A 17,270-nucleotide genomic window follows, 5' to 3' on the forward strand; every position below is an offset into this window, starting at 1 on the left:
GGCCGCCCGAGGGGTTACCGGTGCGGACATGACCGCTCAGCTCCGCCTCCGTGGCCTCACCGCCGTCGTCGCCGTGTGCGCCGCCGCCGCGGCGTCCCCGCTCCTCACCGGCTGCGGGGACGCCGGGGAACCGCGTGTCGCCGCCGCCGCGCCCTCCCCGCACAGCAGCCCCACCGGCACCGCGTCGCCCCGGCGCCTGACCGAGGACCAGGCGGAACGGCAGGCCCTGCTCAAGGCCGCCAAGGTGCCGTGGGACAAGGCGGCCGGGACGGCGGTCGCCGGCGTACGGGAGGGGAAGCTCGCCGAGATCGAACTGAAGTGGGCCCGCTCCGCCGTCGGCAGCCCGAGCCCCGGCCCGCGTACTCCCGAGTGGGACACCGCGGTCGCCGCCCAGGACGGCACCGTGCACACCGTGCGGGTCGACGCCGTCTCCGGCAAGGTGACCGAGTCGCGGGTCGAACCCGGCCAGGACCCGGACGACAAGCGTGAGCTCGCCGACCGGCTGGGTGCCGCCACGGTCACCCCGCAGCGGGCCGTCAAGGCGGCCACCGACCGGAAGAAGGGCACGGTCACCGCCGTCCGGCTGGACGACACCGTCTGGTCGGTCGACGTCGTGACGACGAACGACTGGTACAAGACGACGTACGACGTCGACGCCCGGACCGGCGAGATCGTGCGCGAGCACGTGGACCGCGACTGACGCCCCCCGCGCGATGTGCCCCGCGTGCGCTGCCCTCCCGTGCGCCGTGCCCCCGCGCGGCCCGCCCCGGCGCCCCTGGGCACCGCTCATGGGAGCCCATCCCTCGCCGCGGGCCTCCACGGGGTCGCCCCGCACGGCCCCGCCGCGCCGGCCGCCGTCTCCACGGGTCGGCGGGAGGCCGGTGGAAGGCCCGCCGGGGCCGCGGGGGTCAGTTCAGCCGTGCGCGGGCCGCGCGGGCACGGTGGCGGACCGACTCCGCCACGGCCGGTTCCACGGGGGCCACCACCTCGGCGTACGCGTCCATCTCCGCCGCGCCCGTCAGGAAGTCACCGCGCTGGACCAGCAGCTGGGCGCGTTCGTAACGCAGCCGCGCCGGGTGCGCGGGCAGCAGCAGGGACAGCTCGACCGCCCACAGGGCCACCTCCGAGCGCTCGGGGCGTACGGATGCCCAGGCGCGGATGTTGTTCAGGATCCGCTGCACGATCTGCGCCGGGTCCGCGGGGGTCAGCATCGACGGGTGCAGGCGCTCGCCGGTCGCCCCCGCCACCAGCAGTTCCGCGTCCGCCCCGGTCAGCACCCGGCCGCCGGCGAACGGGTCCGCCAGCACCCGCTCCCCGGGGTCGCCGAACCCGACCACGAAGTGCCCCGGCAGCGCCACCCCGTACACCGGGGCGCCCGCCCGCCGCGCGACCTCCATCCAGACGACGGACAGCAGGATGGGCAGGCCCCGCCGGCGCCGCAGCACCTCGTGGAGCAGCGACGACTCCAGCCGCTGGTAGTCGCCGGGCGTGCCGTGGAAGCCGCACCGGTCACCGAGGAGCCCGGCGAGCGCGGTGACCCACGAGCGCGGGCCGCGCAGCCCGAACGGCAGCAGCCCGGCCAGCCGGTCCAGCTCGATCTCGGCGGCGTCCATCCCGGCCTGGCCCAGCGCCGGATCCGCTTCCGCGCCCACCAGCAGGCAGAGCGTCGCGAGGTCCGGCCGTTCCTCGCGGGCCTCCTCGGCGAACCGGCGGCGCCACTCGGTGGTGTGCATACGCGTCACGTACCCGCTTCGGGGGATCGGAAGTGGTGGTACAGGTGGTGGACGGCGAAGCCCATCCCCTCGTACAGGGCGAGGGCGCCCTCACTGTCCGGCTCCACCTGCAGCCAGGCCGCGGACGCGCCCTCCTCCAGGGCCCGGCGGGCGAGCGCCGCCATGACCGCCGTGCCGAGTCCCTGCCTGCGGTACGCCGGGTCCACCTCGACCGCCATGAAGCCGGCCCACCGCCCGTCGACCGCGCACCGCCCGATGGCGGCGGGTACGCCGCCGTCACCGGGTACGGAGGCGAACCACACGGAGGGTCCGCTGTTCAGGACGTGCAGGACGTGGGGGCCGGGCGCGTCCGACCGGTTGTAGCGGCGCAGCCACGCCTCGTCCACGGACCGGGACAGCCGTACGTCACCGGCCTCGAGGTCGCCGATCGCCGCCAGCCCGCCGGTCCGCACCTCCGCCGTGACCTCACGGCGCCAGCCGCGCTCCTCCAGCGCCGCGCACAGCCGTTCCTGGGTGCCCTCCGCGCCGGTCGCCACCTGGACGTACGGGGGCAGGCCCCGCTCCTCGTACCAGGCACGCGCGCGTGCCAGGGCGTCGTCGAGCGGCATGCCGGGATCGCCGAGCGGAAGCACCGAGTTGGCCCGGCGCGTGAAGCCCTTCCGACGCCCGGCCGCCCCCGCGAGGCCGGCCCCGCGCGGCACCTCCTCCGCCGCCGCCCGCAGCGTCCACTCCCCGAGCGGCTCGCTCTCCACCGGCTGCCAGGCCCGCGCGGCCACCCTCGTGAGCTCCTCGAAGCCGGCCGAGGGACCCCTGCGGCGGGCGGGCGCGGCGGGCACGACCTTCCCCGCGACCAGTGACGATTCCGCGATTCGGACGGTCTCACCGGTCCGCCGTGTGATCAGCAGCACACCCTCGGTCCATGATGTGAGAACACCTACCGTGTCGGTGAACTTCTCCGGGAGCGCTCCAGGGTCGCTCAACCGGCGGACGGAGACTCGTTTACCCACGTCAGAGGGGTCGATCCGGACCTCCAGCCGTCCGCCCGCAGTGAATTCCACAGCTGTGTCCGCCCCTCCTGTTCGGTTCAGTCCCGAGAACGGAGATACTAGGTGCGGGCATCGACGACGCCGCGCTCCCGCGCACACGGCCCTACCGAGGAGGAACGACCAGCGTGACCTACGTCATCGCGCAGCCTTGTGTCGACGTCAAGGACAAGGCATGCATCGAGGAGTGCCCCGTCGACTGCATCTACGAGGGCCAGCGGTCCTTGTACATCCACCCGGACGAATGCGTCGACTGCGGTGCTTGTGAGCCGGTCTGCCCGGTCGAGGCGATCTTCTACGAGGACGACACTCCGGAGGAGTGGAAGGACTACTACAAGGCGAACGTCGAGTTCTTCGACGACCTCGGTTCGCCCGGTGGTGCCTCGAAGCTGGGCCTGATCGAGCGCGACCACCCCTTCATCGCCGCCCTGCCGCCGCAGAACGGCTGATCGCGTGTCCTCGGTCCCGTACGGCTCCGCCGCTGTACGGGACCGACGCGTATCACCCCTGAAGCAGAAGAAAGCGAGCACCGTGTCCTCCCCCGTCTCCTCACGCCTCCCCGTCTTCCCGTGGGACAGGCTCGAGCCGTACAAGAAGACGGCCATGGCCCACCCGGACGGCATCGTGGACCTGTCCGTCGGCACGCCGGTGGACCCCGTCCCCGAGGTGATCCAGCGGGCGCTGGTGGCCGCGGCGGACTCGCCGGGCTATCCGACGGTGTGGGGGACGCCCGAGCTGCGCGACGCGCTCACCGGCTGGTGCGAGCGGCGCCTGGGCGCGCGCGGCTTCGCGCACACCAACGTCCTGCCGGTCGTCGGCTCCAAGGAGCTGGTGGCCTGGCTGCCGACCCAGCTGGGCCTGGGCGCCGGCGACACGGTCGCGTACCCGCGGCTCGCCTACCCCACCTATGAGGTCGGGGCCCGGCTGTGCGGCGCGACGCCGGTGGTCTACGACGACCCGACGGAGCTGGACCCGGCCGGGCTGAAGCTGCTGTGGCTGAACTCGCCGTCCAATCCGACCGGCAAGGTCATCCCCAAGGACGAGCTGATCCGGATCGTCGCCTGGGCTCGCGAGCACGGTGTCCTCGTCTTCAGCGACGAGTGCTACCTGGAGCTCGGCTGGGAGGCCGACCCCGTCTCCGTACTGCACCCGGACGTGTGCGGCGGCTCCTACGAGGGACTCGTCGCCGTCCACTCGCTGTCCAAGCGCTCGAACCTGGCCGGCTACCGCGCCGCGTTCGTCGCGGGCGACGAGGCCGTGCTCGGTGAACTGCTCAGGATCCGCAAGCACGGCGGGATGATGACGCCCGCGCCGGTGCAGGCGGCGACGGTCGCGGCGCTCGGCGACGACGCGCATGTGGCCGAGCAGCGCGCCCGGTACGCGGCACGGCGCGGCGCGCTGCGCACGGCGCTGGAGACGCACGGCTTCCGCATCGAGCACAGCGAGGCGAGCCTGTACCTGTGGGCGACCCGCGACGAGCCCTGCTGGGACACCGTCGCGTACCTGGCCTCCCTCGGAATCCTGGCCGCTCCCGGCGACTTCTACGGGGAGGCGGGGGAGCGGTTCGTACGGGTGGCGTTCACGGCCACCGACGAGCGGGTCGAGGCCGCGGTCAAGCGGCTGGGCTGAGACACACCGAAGGGCCCGGGGAGAGTGCGCGACTCCCCGGGCCCTTCGCGTGGGTACGGGCGGTTACTTGCCCAGCGCCGGGAGGGTCTTCACCGGCAGCTCCGCCGGCAGGCCGCCGCCGAGCGCGTCGGTGGGCGCGGCGCCCGCGGCCCCGCCGACGATCTCACCGGCGCTGCCGGCCGCGTCACCGGCGGCCTTCTGGGCGGCGGGGGTCGCGGTCCCGCCCGTCCTGGCGACGGTCTCGCCCGCGGCGGGCACGGCCTGCTCGACCGCCTTGCCGCCCGCCTCGCCGACCATGCCGGTCGTGCCGGTGGAGGCGCCGCTGACGGTGTCGGTCGCGGAGGCGGTGTCGAGGCTGCTCACGCCGCCCAGCTCGGGGGCGTTGGGGAGGTCCACGGCGCTTGCGGAGCCGGCCGCACCGACCACGGGAGCTGCGCCCGCTGCGATCAGCAGCGCGGCACGGGCGATCCGACGGGTCAGGGGGAGGGACATGATGCTCCTTCGACGGGAGAGGTCGTTTGTCTGTGGTGCCTGTCCGACGATCGGACGCTGTGACAACCGCTCGGAGGGCGGGGGAGGTTGCGGTGGGCCCGGGTAAAGAGTTGGTAATGCGTCGCATTATCAGCTCGCCCTAAATCCGGGCAAAGGCGCAGAGTCCCGCGCACGTGAAAAACCGTCACTCCCCAGTGCTGCCAAGGAAATCGTGATCTGCCGCGCGCGCCGGGGGAAAGCGGCCGGGGACGTGAAGCCGCGTTCCTCTCCCGAGTGAATTCCCGTACGCGCGCACGGCCGCCGTTTCGATTTCCGGGCGGGCCACGCCCCGCGGGCGGGCGCCCCGCCGGGCCGCTCGGGGTCCCCGGGACCGGCTTCGCGGCACGCTCCACGGCCACCGGACGGCCCGGCCGGCGGCCGGCCTACCCGCGGGTGACCCGGATGCGGACCTCGTCCGTCCGGGGGGCGTCCCCGGTCGTCCGCCAGCCTTCCCGCGACTCCGCCGCGCTCCACACGCGGCCCGCGTACGACACCTCCGCGAGGCCCAGGGCGTCCGCCCGCGCCACCGCCCACTGCGCCAGCTCCCAGCCGCCGCGAGACCCGCCACCGGGCGTCTCCCCCTCCGGGCCGGCCGCCCCGGCGGCCACGGTCGGGACCGGTACGGAGATGTCGGGCGCCGTCCCGCCGCCGGGCAGCGCCTGCCCGCCGAACGCCCGCCGCAGCTCCGCCCGTACCCGCGCCGGGTCGCCGGCCCGCACGGGCCCGCGCTCGGTCGTGCACGTCAGGGACGCGGCGGAGCGCCCCGTGAGGGCGGCGGCGAGCAGCGCGGCGTCCGGCTCGTGCTTGGCGTACGCCTGCGGGAAACCGCTGCGCTGCACACGCTGCGCCGCCACCGTCAGCGGCAGCCGCGAGTACCCCGGGACCTCGACGAGGTGGTCGTAGAACTTCCCGGCCGAGAAGACCGGGTCGAGGATCTGCTTCTCGGTGCCCCAGCCCTGCGAGGGCCGCTGCTGGAACAGACCGAGGGAGTCCCGGTCGCCGTACCGGATGTTGCGCAGGGCCGACTCCTGCAGGGCGGTCGCCAGCGCGATGGTGACCGCCCGCTCGGGCATCCCGCGCGACGTCCCCACCGCGGAGATCGTCGCGGCGTTGGAGGCCTGCTCGGGCGTGACGCGGTAGGTGTTGGTCCCGCTGCCCACGACACAGTGGGGGGCGTCCTTGCGACCGGTCGCGTACTGGACGACGACGTACCCGATCAGCGCCAGAAGCACGGCGAGCGCGACGGCGACCCTCGGTCGGCGGGGACGGGTGGACTCGGACACGGAGCCCACCGTACTGGAGGCCGGGATAGGCTCGGCACCATGTCCGAGACCATGCCCGCCACCCTGCTGGACCTCACCCAGGACGGTCCGGCGCTCACCGCCGCGCTCGTCGACTTCCCCTCGGTCAGCGGCACCGAGAAGCCGCTCGCCGACGCGATCGAGCAGGCGCTCCGCACCCTTCCGCACCTGACCGTCGACCGGTACGGGAACAACGTGGTCGCCCGGACGGACCTGGGCCGGGCCGAGCGGGTCGTGCTGGCCGGACACATCGACACCGTGCCGATCGCCGACAACGTGCCCTCCCGCCTCGACGACAACGGCGTCCTGTGGGGCTGCGGCACCTCGGACATGAAGTCGGGCGTCGCCGTCCAGCTGCGCATCGCCGCGACCGTCCCCGCCCCCAACCGCGACCTGACCTTCGTCTTCTACGACAACGAAGAGGTCGCCGCCCACCTCAACGGGCTCGGGCACGTGGCCGACGCGCACCCCGAGTGGCTGGAGGGCGACTTCGCCGTCCTGCTGGAGCCGTCCGACGGCCAGGTCGAGGGCGGCTGCCAGGGCACGCTCCGGGTCCACCTGCGCACCAAGGGCGAGCGCGCCCACTCCGCGCGCAGCTGGATGGGGTCGAACGCCATCCACGCCGCCGCCCCCGTCCTGGCCAGGCTCGCCGCGTACGAGCCGCGCCGGCCGGTGATCGACGGGCTGGAGTACCACGAGGGCCTCAACGCCGTCGGGATCGAGGGCGGTGTGGCCACCAACGTCATCCCCGACGCGTGCACCGTGACCGTCAACTACCGCTACGCGCCCGACCGCTCCATGGCGGAGGCCGAGGCCCACGTACGCGAGGTGTTCGCGGACTGCGGCGTCGACGAGTTCGTGGTCGACGACCACACCGGCGGTGCCCTGCCCGGCCTGTCGCACCCCGCCGCCGCGGCCTTCATGGCGGCGGTCGGCGGCAGCGCGCAGCCCAAGTTCGGCTGGACCGACGTCTCCCGGTTCAGCGCTCTGGGCGTGCCCGCCGTCAACTACGGCCCGGGTGACGCGCTCTTCGCGCACAAGCGGGACGAGCACGTCGCCGTCGACAGGATCACGCACTGTGAACGGCGACTGTACGACTGGCTCACCGCCTGACCTCCGTAATTTCGCCTTTTGTCACGTCCGTCGTCCTACCCTGAGCGGGAAACGATGTTCAGCGGAGGGAGCGGATCATGGGCAACCCCGAGGCCGAGGCCGAAGGACTGCGAGCGCTGGCCGAGCAGCGGCTGGGGCCGGTACTGCGCCGCCGGGAGCAGGTCCAGCCCGGCACCACCGATCAGCGGCTGCTGGACACCGCGGGTGACTCGGAGTGGGTCCACACCGACCCCTGGCGCGTCATGCGCATCCAGTCGGAGTTCGTGGAGGGCTTCGGCGCGCTGGCCGAACTGCCCAGCGCCATCAGCGTCTTCGGCTCGGCCCGCACCCCGGCGGGCACACCGGAGTACGAGGCGGGCGTGCGGATCGGCCGGGCGCTGGTCGAGGCCGGCTTCGCCGTGATCACGGGCGGCGGCCCGGGCGCCATGGAGGCGGCGAACAAGGGCGCGCGGGAGGCCAAGGGCGTCTCGGTGGGCCTCGGCATCGAGCTGCCCTTCGAGCAGGGCCTGAACCCGCACGTCGACATCGGCGTCAACTTCCGCTACTTCTTCGTCCGCAAGACGATGTTCGTCAAGTACGCCCAGGGCTTCGTCGTCCTGCCGGGCGGGCTCGGCACCCTGGACGAGCTGTTCGAAGCGCTGACCCTGGTGCAGACGCGGAAGGTCACCCGCTTCCCGATCGTGCTGTTCGGCACGGAGTACTGGTCCGGCCTGGTCGACTGGCTCCGCGGCACGGTCATCGCCCAAGGCAAGGCCTCCGAGCACGACCTGACCCTCTTCCACGTCACGGACGACGTCGACGAGGCGGTCGCCCTGGTCACCAAGGAGACCGGCCCCGGCCACCCCTGACGGGCAGGGCTACGCCAGCCCCCGGCGGGCGACCGCCGGGGGGCGGTGCCCCGCGATGGACGCGACCATGTCCAGCACCTGCTTCGTCTCGGCGACCTCGTGCACGCGGTAGACCCGGGCGCCCAGCCACGCCGAGACGGCCGTCGTCGCGAGCGTGCCCAGCACCCGCTCCTTGACCGGTTTGTCGAGCGTCTCGCCGACGAAGTCCTTGTTGGACAGCGACACCAGCACCGGCCAGCCCGTGTCCGTCATCTCGCCCAGCCGGCGGGTCGCCTCCAGGCTGTGCCGGGTGTTCTTCCCGAAGTCGTGACCGGGGTCGATCATGATGCCGTCGCGGCGTACGCCCAGCTCCACGGCGCGCTCCGCCAGGCCCACGGTCACCCGCAGGATGTCCGCCATCACGTCCTCGTACGTGGTCCGGTGCGGCCGCGTGCGCGGCTCCGCGCCGCCCGCGTGGGTGCACACCAGCCCCACGCCGTACCGCGCGGCCACCTCCGCGAGCTTGGGGTCCACCCCGCCCCACGCGTCGTTCAGCAGGTCGGCGCCCGCCTCGCAGACCGCCTCGCCGACGTCGTGCCGCCAGGTGTCGACGCTGATCACCACGTCGGGGAACCGCCTGCGCACCTCGGCCACGAAACCGACCGTGCGCCGCGCCTCCTCCTCGGCCGTCACCTCTTCCCCGGGGCCGGCCTTCACCCCGCCGATGTCGATGATGGCGGCACCCTCGGACACCGCCTGCTCGACCCGGGCGAGCGCCGGCTCGTCGCGGAACGTGGCGCCCCGGTCGTAGAAGGAGTCCGGGGTCCGGTTCACAATCGCCATGATCACCGGCTCGTGCGCGTCGAATTCGCGTCGTCCCAGGCGCAGCATCCCGTTTGTCCTCCTCGCGTTCGGTCGCCTGCGACCTTAACGGTCGGTGGCGCATGGCACGATCGGCACCGTTGGGTTCTGGCTCCCGGTGGAGAGGCACGGTCGTGTTCTGGTTCTTGGCTGTCGCGATGGTCGTGGTCGTTGCCGCGGTCACTCTGGCCGTGATCGGTGGCGGGGAGAGCGAGGTGCTGCCCGAGGCGCCGCCGGAGCACACGGTGGACCAGCTGCCGCTGACCCGGCCCGTCGGCCGCGCCGACATCGACGCGCTGCGGCTGCCCCTGGCCCCGCGGGGCTACCGGATGGCGGAGGTCGACGACGTCCTGGGCAGGCTCGGCGCCGAGCTCGCCGAGCGGGACGCGCGGATCGCCGAGCTGGAGACCGCGCTGGCGGGGGCCCGTGCGGGGGAGTCCGGCCGGCCGGACACGTTCGACGAGCCCGGCCGTGAGCCGGGGGAGGAGCAGGACCGGTGACCGGCGGCGCCCTGCCCGGCCCGGACGGGAAACCACGCTGCCCCTGGGGGCTGTCCACCGAGGACTACGTCCGGTACCACGACGAGGAGTGGGGCCGGCCCGTCCACGGCGACGACGCCCTGTTCGAACGGCTCTGCCTGGAGGCCTTCCAGTCGGGCCTGTCCTGGATCACGATCCTCCGCCGCCGCGAGGGTTTCCGCCGGGCCTTCGCCGGCTTCGGGATCGCCGCGGTCGCGGAGTTCACCGACGCCGACCGGAGCCGGCTCCTGGCCGACACCGGGATCATCCGCAACCGCGCCAAGATCGACGCGTCCATCGCCAACGCGCGCGTGCTGGCCGGCTGGGCGCCCGGCGAGTTGGACGCCCTGATCTGGTCCTACGCCCCGGACCCCGCCTCGCGCCCGGTCCCCCGCACGGTCGCCGACGTCCCGCCGATCACCCCCGAGTCGGCGTCCCTGTCCAAGGCGCTCAAGAAGCGGGGCATCCGCTTCGTCGGGCCGACCACGGCATACGCCCTGATGCAGGCCTGCGGCCTGGTCGACGACCACCTCGCCGACTGCGTGGCCCGCGGCGGCGCGCCGGTCTGACCGTCGCCGGCCGACCGCGCCAACCCCGACCGCGCGAGCCCGACCGCGCCAACCCCGACCGCGCCGGTCACGGGACAGGCCCCGCACCCGCCCCTCCCCGCCGTGGGCGTGAGCCACGGCTCCCACGCGCCGGGGCGGGCGGAAAGGCGGAGGGGGCCCCGCCCCGGCGGAAGTGTGCGGTCCCGCGGGGTCAGCGGCCGAGGTACTGGGGCTTCTCCTTGGCCAGGAAGGCCTGGACCGCGATGCCGTGGTCCTCGGACGCGCCCGCCAGCGTCTGGAGCTCGTCCTCCTTGTCCAGCGCCTCGTCCAGCGTGTGGGCCGCCCCGTACGCCAGGGACTTCTTCAGCGCCGCGTACGCCAGGGTCGGGCCCGCGGCGAAAGCGCGGGCCACGGCCTCCGCCTCGGCGGCCAGGTCGGCGGCCGGGACCAGCTTGGTCGCGATACCCAGCTCGTAGGCCTCCCGCGCCGGGATCGTGCGCGGGAAGAACAGCAGGTCCGCCGCCCGGCCCGGGCCCACCACGCGGGGCAGCGTCCAGGAGACGCCCGAGTCGGCGGTCAGCGCCACCCCGGCGAAGGAGGTGTTGAAGGACGCCGTGTCGGCCACCACCCGGTAGTCCGCCGCCAGCGCGAAACCGAGGCCCGCCCCGGCCGCCACCCCGTTCACCCCGGCGACCACCGGCTTCGGCATCCCCGCGATGGCCCGGACGATCGGGTTGTAGTGCTCCCGCACGGTGCTCATCGTGTGCTCGGTGCCGATGAGCGCGACGTGCTCCTTGAGGTCCTGGCCCACGCAGAACGCCTTGCCCGTCGCGGTCAGCAGGACCGCCCGTACGGAGCTGTCCTCCGCCGCCGCGACCAGCGAGTCGCGGAGGGCGATCTTCGCCTGGATGTTCATGGCGTTCATGGCGTCGGGCCGGTTGATGGTGATCGTGGCGAGTCCGTCGACCACGTCGTACAGCACGGTGTCGGCCATGGCAGGGTCCCCTTTGCGGCTGAGGCGGTGATGTCCCGCCCAGCATGGCGGAGATCATCGCGCCCGCACATGTGACCTGCGTCAAAGAATGTCCGGTCCCGCCGCCGGGTGCGGCGGCGAAGTATCGCAGGCGTATCGCCGAATTGGACGGTTTTGCGAGAGCGCGTTGCGCAAGCGATGCCGACCGATGTTGGTCATCGGGTCCTGCCATGCGGGATAATGACCTGGAAGCAATGTGTTCGATGCCGGTGATGTATGCCCATGCCAGAGGGCCGTCGGCGACGATGAGCTGGTTTCAGGAAGGGGAACGAGCATGGCGGCCATGAAGCCGCGGACGGGCGACGGCCCGCTCGAGGTGACAAAGGAGGGGCGGGGCATCGTCATGCGCGTTCCGCTCGAAGGCGGCGGTCGGCTTGTCGTCGAGCTGACTCCGGACGAGGCCGACGCGCTCGGCGACGCACTCAAGAAGGTCGTCGGCTGACGCGGAAGGCTCCCAGTTTTCCGAAAGCCCCGGCACGGTACGCGGTGACGCGACCGGGCCGGGGCTTTCGCTTTCGCGGAAGCGCGCCGGTCAGCCCCGCCGCACCGCGCACAGCAGCCCGTCGCCCACCGGCAGCAGCGACGGCAGCAGCTCCTGGCTCTCCCGGACGGTCCGCAGCAGCTCCCGCACCCTGAGCACCTCGGCCGGCTGGGCCGCCGAATCGACCGTACGGCCGTCCGCGAACACACCCTCGAAACAGACCAGACCACCCGGTCGCAGCAGGCGCAACGATTCAGCGAGATAGTCCAGGCACTCCAGGCGGTCGCCGTCGCAGAAGACGAGGTCGTAACCGCCGTCCGCGAGCCGGGGGAGTACGTCGAGGGCGCGGCCGGGGATGAAACGGGCCCGGTTCCCGGCGAAGCCGGCCGCCCGGAACGCCTGCTTGGCGAACTGCTGGCACTCCGGCTCCAGGTCCACCGTGGTCAGGACGCCGTCGGGACGCATGCCCTCCAGCAGGTAGATCCCGGACACCCCGGTGCCGGTGCCGATCTCCGCCACCGCCTTGGCGTCCGCCGTGGCCGCCAGCAGACGCAGCGCGGCGCCGGTGCCTGGCGACACCGAGGGCAGCCCCGCGTCCCGGGCCCGGTCGCGGGCCCAGCGCAGCGCTTCGTCCTCGGCGACAAAGGCGTCGGCGAACGCCCAGCTCGTCTGCCGGTTGGCGGTAATGACCCTCTCCTGTCCCCGTAGTTGGCGCAACGGTGACTGTAGCCGTTCAGGGCCGGGAACCCGCAGATGGGACCGCGCGTTATGAAGGGGCGGGGGGAGCACATGGATCAAGAGCCGAAGACGGTCCCAAATTCACGTAAAGATTCTTATCCGGAGCTAACGGGCGAGGTGGCTATGGTAGGGGCTCCGCTGGACACCACCAGAGCCGATAGGGGAGGTGCGGCTGCGCCTGTGGATCGGGGAGGAGTGCTGCGGCGCCTTCTCAGGTCGGCGGGTGAGCCGAAATCCGTGACCGACACCGCTGACCGTTCCATGCCCGCCGACTCCGCACCCACCACCGCGACCTTCGCCTCGGATGCGGAATCGCAGGCGTGGACTCCGCCCTCGTGGGAGGAGATCGTCAGCACGCACAGTGGCCGGGTGTACCGCCTCGCATACCGCCTGACCGGCAATCAGCACGACGCCGAGGACCTCACCCAGGAGGTCTTCGTCCGGGTCTTCCGCTCGCTGTCCACGTACACGCCCGGCACCTTCGAGGGCTGGCTGCACCGGATCACCACCAACCTCTTCCTGGACATGGTGCGCCGCAAGCAGCGCATCCGGTTCGACGCGCTCGGCGACGACGCGGCGGAGCGGCTGCCCAGCCGGGAGCCGTCGCCGCAGCAGGTCTTCCACGACACGCATTTCGACGCCGACGTCCAGCAGGCCCTGGACACCCTCGCGCCCGAGTTCCGCGCCGCGGTGGTCCTCTGCGACATCGAGGGACTGTCGTACGAGGAGATCGCCGCGACCCTCGGCGTCAAGCTGGGCACCGTCCGCAGCCGTATCCACCGGGGCCGCTCCCATCTGCGCAAGGCCCTCAAGCACCGGTCGCCCGAGGCCCGGGCCGAACAGCGCGCGTTCGTGGCCGTGGGCGGGGAGGGCGGGCCCTCGTGAGTGCCACAAGTCCGACCCCCGCGGAACAGCACCTGGGGGACCGCCTCGCCGCGCTCGTCGACGGTGAGCTCGGTCATGACGCCCGCGAGCGGGTCCTGGCTCATCTGGCCACCTGCCCCAAGTGCAAGGCCGAGGCCGACGCCCAGCGCCGGCTGAAGAGCGTGTTCGCCCAGGCCGCCCCGCCGCCCCCCTCCGAGGGGCTCCTCGCCCGCCTCCAGGGGTTGCCCGGGGGAGCTCCGGGCGACGACGACCGAGGCGGACCCTTCGGCTCCGGCGGCGCCCTCGGGGTGAGACCCGGCGCCTTCGGCTACGCCGGGGGACCGGATGTGGGCTTCCGCATCCACGAGGTGGGCCGCCAGGAGGCGGAGCGCTCCCCCTGGCGCGGCCGGAGGTTCGCGTTCGCGGCCGCCAGCGCCGTGTCCTTCGCGGCGATCGCCCTGGGCGGCGCACTGCCCACGGTCGCGACGGTGGACGCCCGGGGTGACGGTACGGGCAACGTCACACCGATGCGGTCGTCCAACTCGACGCAGGGCACCGGCACGGGCAGCGGTGACAACAACCGCCGCCGCGGTGGCGGGCCCGGACCGGTCAAGCTGACGGACCGGCCGGTCGCGCCGCTGGCCGCCGTGCCGCTGCACGCGGTGCGGCGCCCGGGAACCCACCCCCTGCTGCCGGCCTCGCCGCCGGGTGCGGTGAGCGCGCTGAACGCCACGCCGCCCGCACCGCTGATACGTCCCACCGGCTCCGGGCCGGGCACCCCGTCACCGAGCTCCCTCCCGCTTCCCGCGGGCCGCTGACCGGAGCCCCCTGCGCGGGGGCCGCCGGACCTGGTTGAATCCTGCTCAGGGGCGTCCCGAGGGGGCGCGGGACGGGCACGCAGCGGGGAGAACATGGACGACGGGAAGCCCACGGGGTCGAAGCCGAAGTGGTGGAGCCGCCCGGCGCGGCAGCACCTGGTGGCGGAATCGGGCAGCCCCGGGGGCGGCGCCGTGCACACGCCCCCGCCCGGCGGCGCGGCGGCCGGCCCGGTGCCGGACGCGGTCGCGACGGCGGCCCTCCCGCAGCCGTTGCACCAGCCCGACGAGTACCGCACCCCGCCCTACGGCGAACCGGGCCCGTGGGCCCCCGCACCGCCCGTCCAGCGGCCGGTGGCGACCCCGGCGCACGGCACCGCCGTCCCGCCCGCGCCGCAGCAGCCACGCGACCCGCACCCGCCCGCGCCGCCGGTGCCGCACCAGGCCCCGCACCAGCACCCGCCCGCGCCGCAGCCGCCACGGGACCCGCACTCGCCGGCGCCGCAGCAGGCCCAGCCCGTGCCCCCGCCGTCGCAGTGGCTCCAGTACGACCCCTGGAGCACCCCGGGCGGGCAGCCCCAGCCGCTCCTCCACCCCGGCGGCCCGGCGGCAGGCGCACCGCGCGAGGGGCGCCGCCGAGGTCTCGCCGTGATCGCCGCGCTGCTGTTCGCCGGGCTCACCGGCGTGCTCGGCGGCGGCGTCGGCGCGTACGTCGAGCGGCACGGCGGGCTCACCACCGTCGAGCTCCCGCAGGCCGGGCGGGAGGACGGCGACCGCGCGCCCGACAGCGTCGCGGGCATCGCGGCCAGCGCCCTCCCCGGTGTCGTCACCCTCCACGTCAGCGGCGGCGGTGAACAGGGCACCGGCACCGGCTTCGTCCTGGACGAGCGGGGCCACATCCTCACCAACCACCATGTCGTCGACCCGGCCGGCGCCTCGGGCGACATCACCGTCACCTTCAGCGGTGGTGAGACGGCCGCGGCCGAGCTGGTCGGCAAGGACAGCGGGTACGACCTGGCGGTCGTGCGAGTGAAGGGCGTAGCCAACCTCAAGCCGCTGCCGCTGGGCAACTCCGACAACGTCCGCGTCGGCGACCCGGTCGTCGCCATCGGCGCCCCCTTCGACCTCCAGAACACCGTGACCTCCGGCATCATCAGCGCCAAGGAACGGCCCATCACCGCGGGCGGTGAGAAGGGCGACGGAAGTGACATCAGCTACGTCGACGCCCTCCAGACCGACGCCCCGATAAACCCCGGCAACTCGGGCGGCCCGCTGCTGGACTCCAAGGCCCGGGTCATCGGTATCAACAGCGCCATCCGAGCCGCGGACAGCGGCTCGGGACCCGACGGCGGCCAGGCCGGCTCCATAGGGCTCGGCTTCGCGATCCCCGTCAACCAGGGCAAGCGCGTCGCCGAGGAACTGATCAACACCGGCAAGGCCGACCACCCCGTCATCGGGGTGAGCCTCGACATGAAGTACAGCGGCGACGGCGCCAGGGTCGGCGAGAAGGCACAGGACGGCGGGGCCTCCGTCACCCCCGGCGGTCCGGCGGCCAAGGCGGGCGTCCGGCCCGGCGACGTCATCACCAAGGTGGACGGCCACCGCGTGCACAGCGGCGAGGAGCTGATCGTCAAGATCCGCGCCCACCGCCCGGGCGACCGCCTCCGGCTCACGCTGGAGCGCGACGGCCAGGAGCAGACCAAGACGCTGACGCTCGGTTCCTCGGCCGGTGGCTGACGGTCCAACCGCGGGGGCACCGCGGGCACACCCGCGGGAACACGGCGGGCCACCCGCGGGAACACGGCGGGGACCCCGTGGGGGCACCGGGGGGCCACCACGCGGTCGCCGGGAGGTACCGCCGCGACAGCCGGGCCAGGTACCGTGTTACGGGCCCCGGGCCCGGACTGCCCCACGCACCACGCACCATGGACCACGGGCCGGACCCTGTGAAGGAGCAGCAAGGTGTTCAATGACATAGGCGCACTCGAGCTCGTGGTGCTGGTGGTCCTTGCCGTGCTCGTCTTCGGCCCCGACAAGCTGCCGAAGGTCATCCAGGACGTCTCCGGCTTCATCCGCAAGATCCGTGACTTCTCGGAGAGCGCGAAGCACGACATTCGCAGCGAACTGGGTCCGGAGTTCAAGGACTTCGAGTTCGAGGACCTGAACCCCAAGACGTTCATCCGCAAACAGCTGACGGAGAACGAGGACCTGAAGGAGATCCGCAGCAGCTTCGATCTCAAGAAGGAGATCAACGACGTCGCCGACGCCGTCAACGGCCGGGAGCCGGACGCGTCGGTCCCGGCCGTGGCCGGGGGCACCCGGGCCGAGGGCCACGGGGGCGTGGACCTGCTGAAGAAGGGCGACAGGCCCGACCACGGCGACCGCCCGCCGTTCGACGCCGACGCCACCTGACCCCCTCCCGCGCCGCTCTTCCGGAAAGAGCCCCCCTGCGGTGGCTATCCTCTCCATCTGTCCGGTTGCGAGAGCGCCCGTCGGGGCGTGCCGTACCGGACTCCACGGAACGAGGAGGCGGCCGGGCAGATGGAGACGACGAGTCGAGTAGGGGCGCAGGGTGCCGTACCCGGCGCCGCATCGGCGTCCGGGGCGGACGCGCCCGGAGGGCCGCTCGCGGCCCGGCGTACGGTCGACGGCTATCTGCGTGCGTCGTTCCCCTGGTACGGGCTGGACGAGGCCTTCACCGGGCCGCGCTGGCTGATGCAGGTGGGCACGTCCGCCGACGGCACGGTGCAGCACGGCTCGATCGGCCACGGTGACGAGCCGTCGATACGGCCGGACCGGCTCGACCCCACCGGGGCCGAGAAGGAGCGGTTCGCGGCCGTCGTCACGGTCGCCGCGAGCCCCGTGCGCCGCAGCGGCGACGGAACGGGGGTGCTGGACGCCACCAGCGTGTCGTCCGCCGCCTGGCTGGCCGGTTCCGGGCTGCTGGCGTACACCTGGCCGCCGCAGCTGGACCACTCGCTGCGGGACGACTGGCTGGACCAGCAGACCGAGGCCGCCTTCGAACTCGCCGACGACCTCGGCGGGCCGGAGTGGTCGATGCTCTCCCTGCCCGTCGACGGCGCCCCGACACCGTTCCACTACCGGGAGTCCGAGTACGGCTGGGTACTGGCCGGCTCGACGCCCGAGGGGGTCCACCTGGGTGCGTACGGACGGGGGATGAGCGCGTACGGCCTGGCGTTCGCGGTGGTGCGGGACATCACCGCGTACGCGTAGC

The 17,270-nt window shown here is 73.5% G+C and carries 20 protein-coding genes; 13 read left to right on the forward strand and 7 right to left on the reverse strand.

What is annotated here, in order from left to right:
- Window positions 1–28 precede the first annotated feature (28 nt).
- Window positions 29–700, forward strand: coding sequence for a PepSY domain-containing protein (locus tag ABD347_RS04710; RefSeq protein ID WP_344356652.1), 672 nt, complete (start codon window positions 29–31; stop codon window positions 698–700).
- 208 nt (window positions 701–908) lie between these two features.
- Here the strand turns inward: ABD347_RS04710 and ABD347_RS04715 are convergent, their stop codons facing one another.
- Both ABD347_RS04715 and ABD347_RS04720 read right to left on the reverse strand, forming a co-directional pair.
- Window positions 909–1,733 carry a transglutaminase family protein gene (locus tag ABD347_RS04715; RefSeq protein WP_344356654.1) on the reverse strand — a complete coding sequence of 275 codons (825 nt, stop codon included), beginning with the start codon at window positions 1,731–1,733 and terminating at the stop codon, window positions 909–911.
- A 5-nt stretch (window positions 1,734–1,738) separates the two neighbouring features.
- On the reverse strand, window positions 1,739–2,791 hold the full coding sequence (locus ABD347_RS04720) for a GNAT family N-acetyltransferase (RefSeq protein ID WP_344356656.1): 1,053 nt from the start codon (window positions 2,789–2,791) through the stop codon (window positions 1,739–1,741).
- 113 nt (window positions 2,792–2,904) lie between these two features.
- On the opposite strand from ABD347_RS04720, the gene fdxA reads away from it, so the two are divergent.
- The gene (gene fdxA / locus ABD347_RS04725) at window positions 2,905–3,225 is read left to right on the forward strand and encodes a ferredoxin (RefSeq protein WP_031078476.1); all 321 of its coding nucleotides are present in this window, start codon (window positions 2,905–2,907) and stop codon (window positions 3,223–3,225) included.
- Window positions 3,226–3,307: 82 nt separating this feature from the next.
- Window positions 3,308–4,405 (forward strand): bifunctional succinyldiaminopimelate transaminase/glutamate-prephenate aminotransferase, encoded by a 1,098-nt coding sequence (locus ABD347_RS04730; protein WP_344356662.1) that lies wholly within the window; start codon window positions 3,308–3,310, stop codon window positions 4,403–4,405.
- A 63-nt stretch (window positions 4,406–4,468) separates the two neighbouring features.
- Here the strand turns inward: ABD347_RS04730 and ABD347_RS04735 are convergent, their stop codons facing one another.
- Together ABD347_RS04735 and ABD347_RS04740 are read right to left on the reverse strand one after the other, a co-directional pair.
- On the reverse strand, window positions 4,469–4,897 hold the full coding sequence (locus tag ABD347_RS04735) for an ATP-binding protein (protein WP_344356665.1): 429 nt from the start codon (window positions 4,895–4,897) through the stop codon (window positions 4,469–4,471).
- Between the two features lie 422 nt (window positions 4,898–5,319).
- Window positions 5,320–6,228: a VldE C-terminal domain-containing protein gene (locus ABD347_RS04740; protein ID WP_344356667.1), complete on the reverse strand. Its 909-nt coding sequence runs from the start codon at window positions 6,226–6,228 to the stop codon at window positions 5,320–5,322.
- A gap of 42 nt (window positions 6,229–6,270) precedes the next feature.
- Here ABD347_RS04740 and dapE point away from each other — a divergent pair, with 42 nt between their 5' ends.
- Window positions 6,271–7,350: a succinyl-diaminopimelate desuccinylase gene (dapE, locus tag ABD347_RS04745; protein ID WP_344356764.1), complete on the forward strand. Its 1,080-nt coding sequence runs from the start codon at window positions 6,271–6,273 to the stop codon at window positions 7,348–7,350.
- 77 nt (window positions 7,351–7,427) lie between these two features.
- Window positions 7,428–8,198, forward strand: a complete 771-nt coding sequence (locus tag ABD347_RS04750) for an LOG family protein (protein WP_344356670.1) — start codon at window positions 7,428–7,430, stop codon at window positions 8,196–8,198.
- Between the two features lie 9 nt (window positions 8,199–8,207).
- On the opposite strand, the gene folP is transcribed toward ABD347_RS04750, so the two are convergent.
- Window positions 8,208–9,068, reverse strand: a complete 861-nt coding sequence (gene folP / locus ABD347_RS04755) for a dihydropteroate synthase (protein ID WP_344356673.1) — start codon at window positions 9,066–9,068, stop codon at window positions 8,208–8,210.
- Window positions 9,069–9,172: 104 nt separating this feature from the next.
- Here folP and ABD347_RS04760 point away from each other — a divergent pair, with 104 nt between their 5' ends.
- A complete protein-coding gene (locus tag ABD347_RS04760; protein WP_425575576.1) occupies window positions 9,173–9,538 on the forward strand; it encodes a DivIVA domain-containing protein in 366 nt (121 codons plus the stop codon).
- Window positions 9,535–10,125: a DNA-3-methyladenine glycosylase I gene (locus tag ABD347_RS04765; RefSeq protein WP_344356679.1), complete on the forward strand. Its 591-nt coding sequence runs from the start codon at window positions 9,535–9,537 to the stop codon at window positions 10,123–10,125. Before ABD347_RS04760 ends, ABD347_RS04765 begins: the two co-directional genes overlap by 4 nt.
- Before the next feature lie 190 nt (window positions 10,126–10,315).
- Here ABD347_RS04765 and chcB read toward each other — a convergent pair whose 3' ends face one another.
- A complete protein-coding gene (chcB, locus tag ABD347_RS04770) occupies window positions 10,316–11,098 on the reverse strand; it encodes a 2-cyclohexenylcarbonyl CoA isomerase (protein ID WP_344356682.1) in 783 nt (260 codons plus the stop codon).
- A gap of 313 nt (window positions 11,099–11,411) precedes the next feature.
- Here chcB and ABD347_RS04775 point away from each other — a divergent pair, with 313 nt between their 5' ends.
- Window positions 11,412–11,579, forward strand: coding sequence for a DUF3117 domain-containing protein (locus ABD347_RS04775; RefSeq protein ID WP_003966491.1), 168 nt, complete (start codon window positions 11,412–11,414; stop codon window positions 11,577–11,579).
- Window positions 11,580–11,669: 90 nt separating this feature from the next.
- Here ABD347_RS04775 and ABD347_RS04780 read toward each other — a convergent pair whose 3' ends face one another.
- Window positions 11,670–12,335, reverse strand: a complete 666-nt coding sequence (locus tag ABD347_RS04780; protein WP_344356685.1) for an O-methyltransferase — start codon at window positions 12,333–12,335, stop codon at window positions 11,670–11,672.
- 144 nt (window positions 12,336–12,479) lie between these two features.
- On the opposite strand from ABD347_RS04780, the gene sigE reads away from it, so the two are divergent.
- The 5 genes from sigE (at window position 12,480) to ABD347_RS04805 (ending at window position 17,269) form a co-directional block, all read left to right on the forward strand.
- On the forward strand, window positions 12,480–13,241 hold the full coding sequence (sigE, locus tag ABD347_RS04785) for an RNA polymerase sigma factor SigE (protein ID WP_344356766.1): 762 nt from the start codon (window positions 12,480–12,482) through the stop codon (window positions 13,239–13,241).
- Window positions 13,238–14,038: an anti-sigma factor family protein gene (locus tag ABD347_RS04790; RefSeq protein WP_344356688.1), complete on the forward strand. Its 801-nt coding sequence runs from the start codon at window positions 13,238–13,240 to the stop codon at window positions 14,036–14,038. Before sigE ends, ABD347_RS04790 begins: the two co-directional genes overlap by 4 nt.
- A 93-nt stretch (window positions 14,039–14,131) precedes the next feature.
- A complete protein-coding gene (locus tag ABD347_RS04795) occupies window positions 14,132–15,772 on the forward strand; it encodes a S1C family serine protease (RefSeq protein WP_344356691.1) in 1,641 nt (546 codons plus the stop codon).
- A 225-nt stretch (window positions 15,773–15,997) separates the two neighbouring features.
- Window positions 15,998–16,447, forward strand: a complete 450-nt coding sequence (locus ABD347_RS04800; protein WP_344356693.1) for a sec-independent translocase — start codon at window positions 15,998–16,000, stop codon at window positions 16,445–16,447.
- A 129-nt stretch (window positions 16,448–16,576) separates the two neighbouring features.
- Window positions 16,577–17,269, forward strand: coding sequence for a hypothetical protein (locus tag ABD347_RS04805; protein ID WP_344356696.1), 693 nt, complete (start codon window positions 16,577–16,579; stop codon window positions 17,267–17,269).
- Window position 17,270: the final 1 nt, after the last annotated feature.

The organism is Streptomyces gobitricini (assembly GCF_039532985.1).
Lineage (GTDB): Bacteria > Actinomycetota > Actinomycetes > Streptomycetales > Streptomycetaceae > Streptomyces > Streptomyces gobitricini.

Bases quoted from the DNA above. Each gene is read 5' to 3' on its own strand.
- ABD347_RS04710 (WP_344356652.1), top strand. From the start codon at position 29: ATGACCGCTCAGCTCCGCCTCCGTGGCCTCACCGCCGTCGTCGCCGTG.
- ABD347_RS04715 (WP_344356654.1), bottom strand. From the start codon at position 1,733: ATGCACACCACCGAGTGGCGCCGCCGGTTCGCCGAGGAGGCCCGCGAG.
- ABD347_RS04735 (WP_344356665.1), bottom strand. From the start codon at position 4,897: ATGTCCCTCCCCCTGACCCGTCGGATCGCCCGTGCCGCGCTGCTGATC.
- dapE (WP_344356764.1), top strand. From the start codon at position 6,271: ATGCCCGCCACCCTGCTGGACCTCACCCAGGACGGTCCGGCGCTCACC.
- ABD347_RS04750 (WP_344356670.1), top strand. From the start codon at position 7,428: ATGGGCAACCCCGAGGCCGAGGCCGAAGGACTGCGAGCGCTGGCCGAG.
- folP (WP_344356673.1), bottom strand. From the start codon at position 9,068: ATGCTGCGCCTGGGACGACGCGAATTCGACGCGCACGAGCCGGTGATC.
- chcB (WP_344356682.1), bottom strand. From the start codon at position 11,098: ATGGCCGACACCGTGCTGTACGACGTGGTCGACGGACTCGCCACGATC.
- ABD347_RS04775 (WP_003966491.1), top strand. From the start codon at position 11,412: ATGGCGGCCATGAAGCCGCGGACGGGCGACGGCCCGCTCGAGGTGACA.
- sigE (WP_344356766.1), top strand. From the start codon at position 12,480: ATGGTAGGGGCTCCGCTGGACACCACCAGAGCCGATAGGGGAGGTGCG.
- ABD347_RS04795 (WP_344356691.1), top strand. From the start codon at position 14,132: ATGGACGACGGGAAGCCCACGGGGTCGAAGCCGAAGTGGTGGAGCCGC.
- ABD347_RS04805 (WP_344356696.1), top strand. From the start codon at position 16,577: ATGGAGACGACGAGTCGAGTAGGGGCGCAGGGTGCCGTACCCGGCGCC.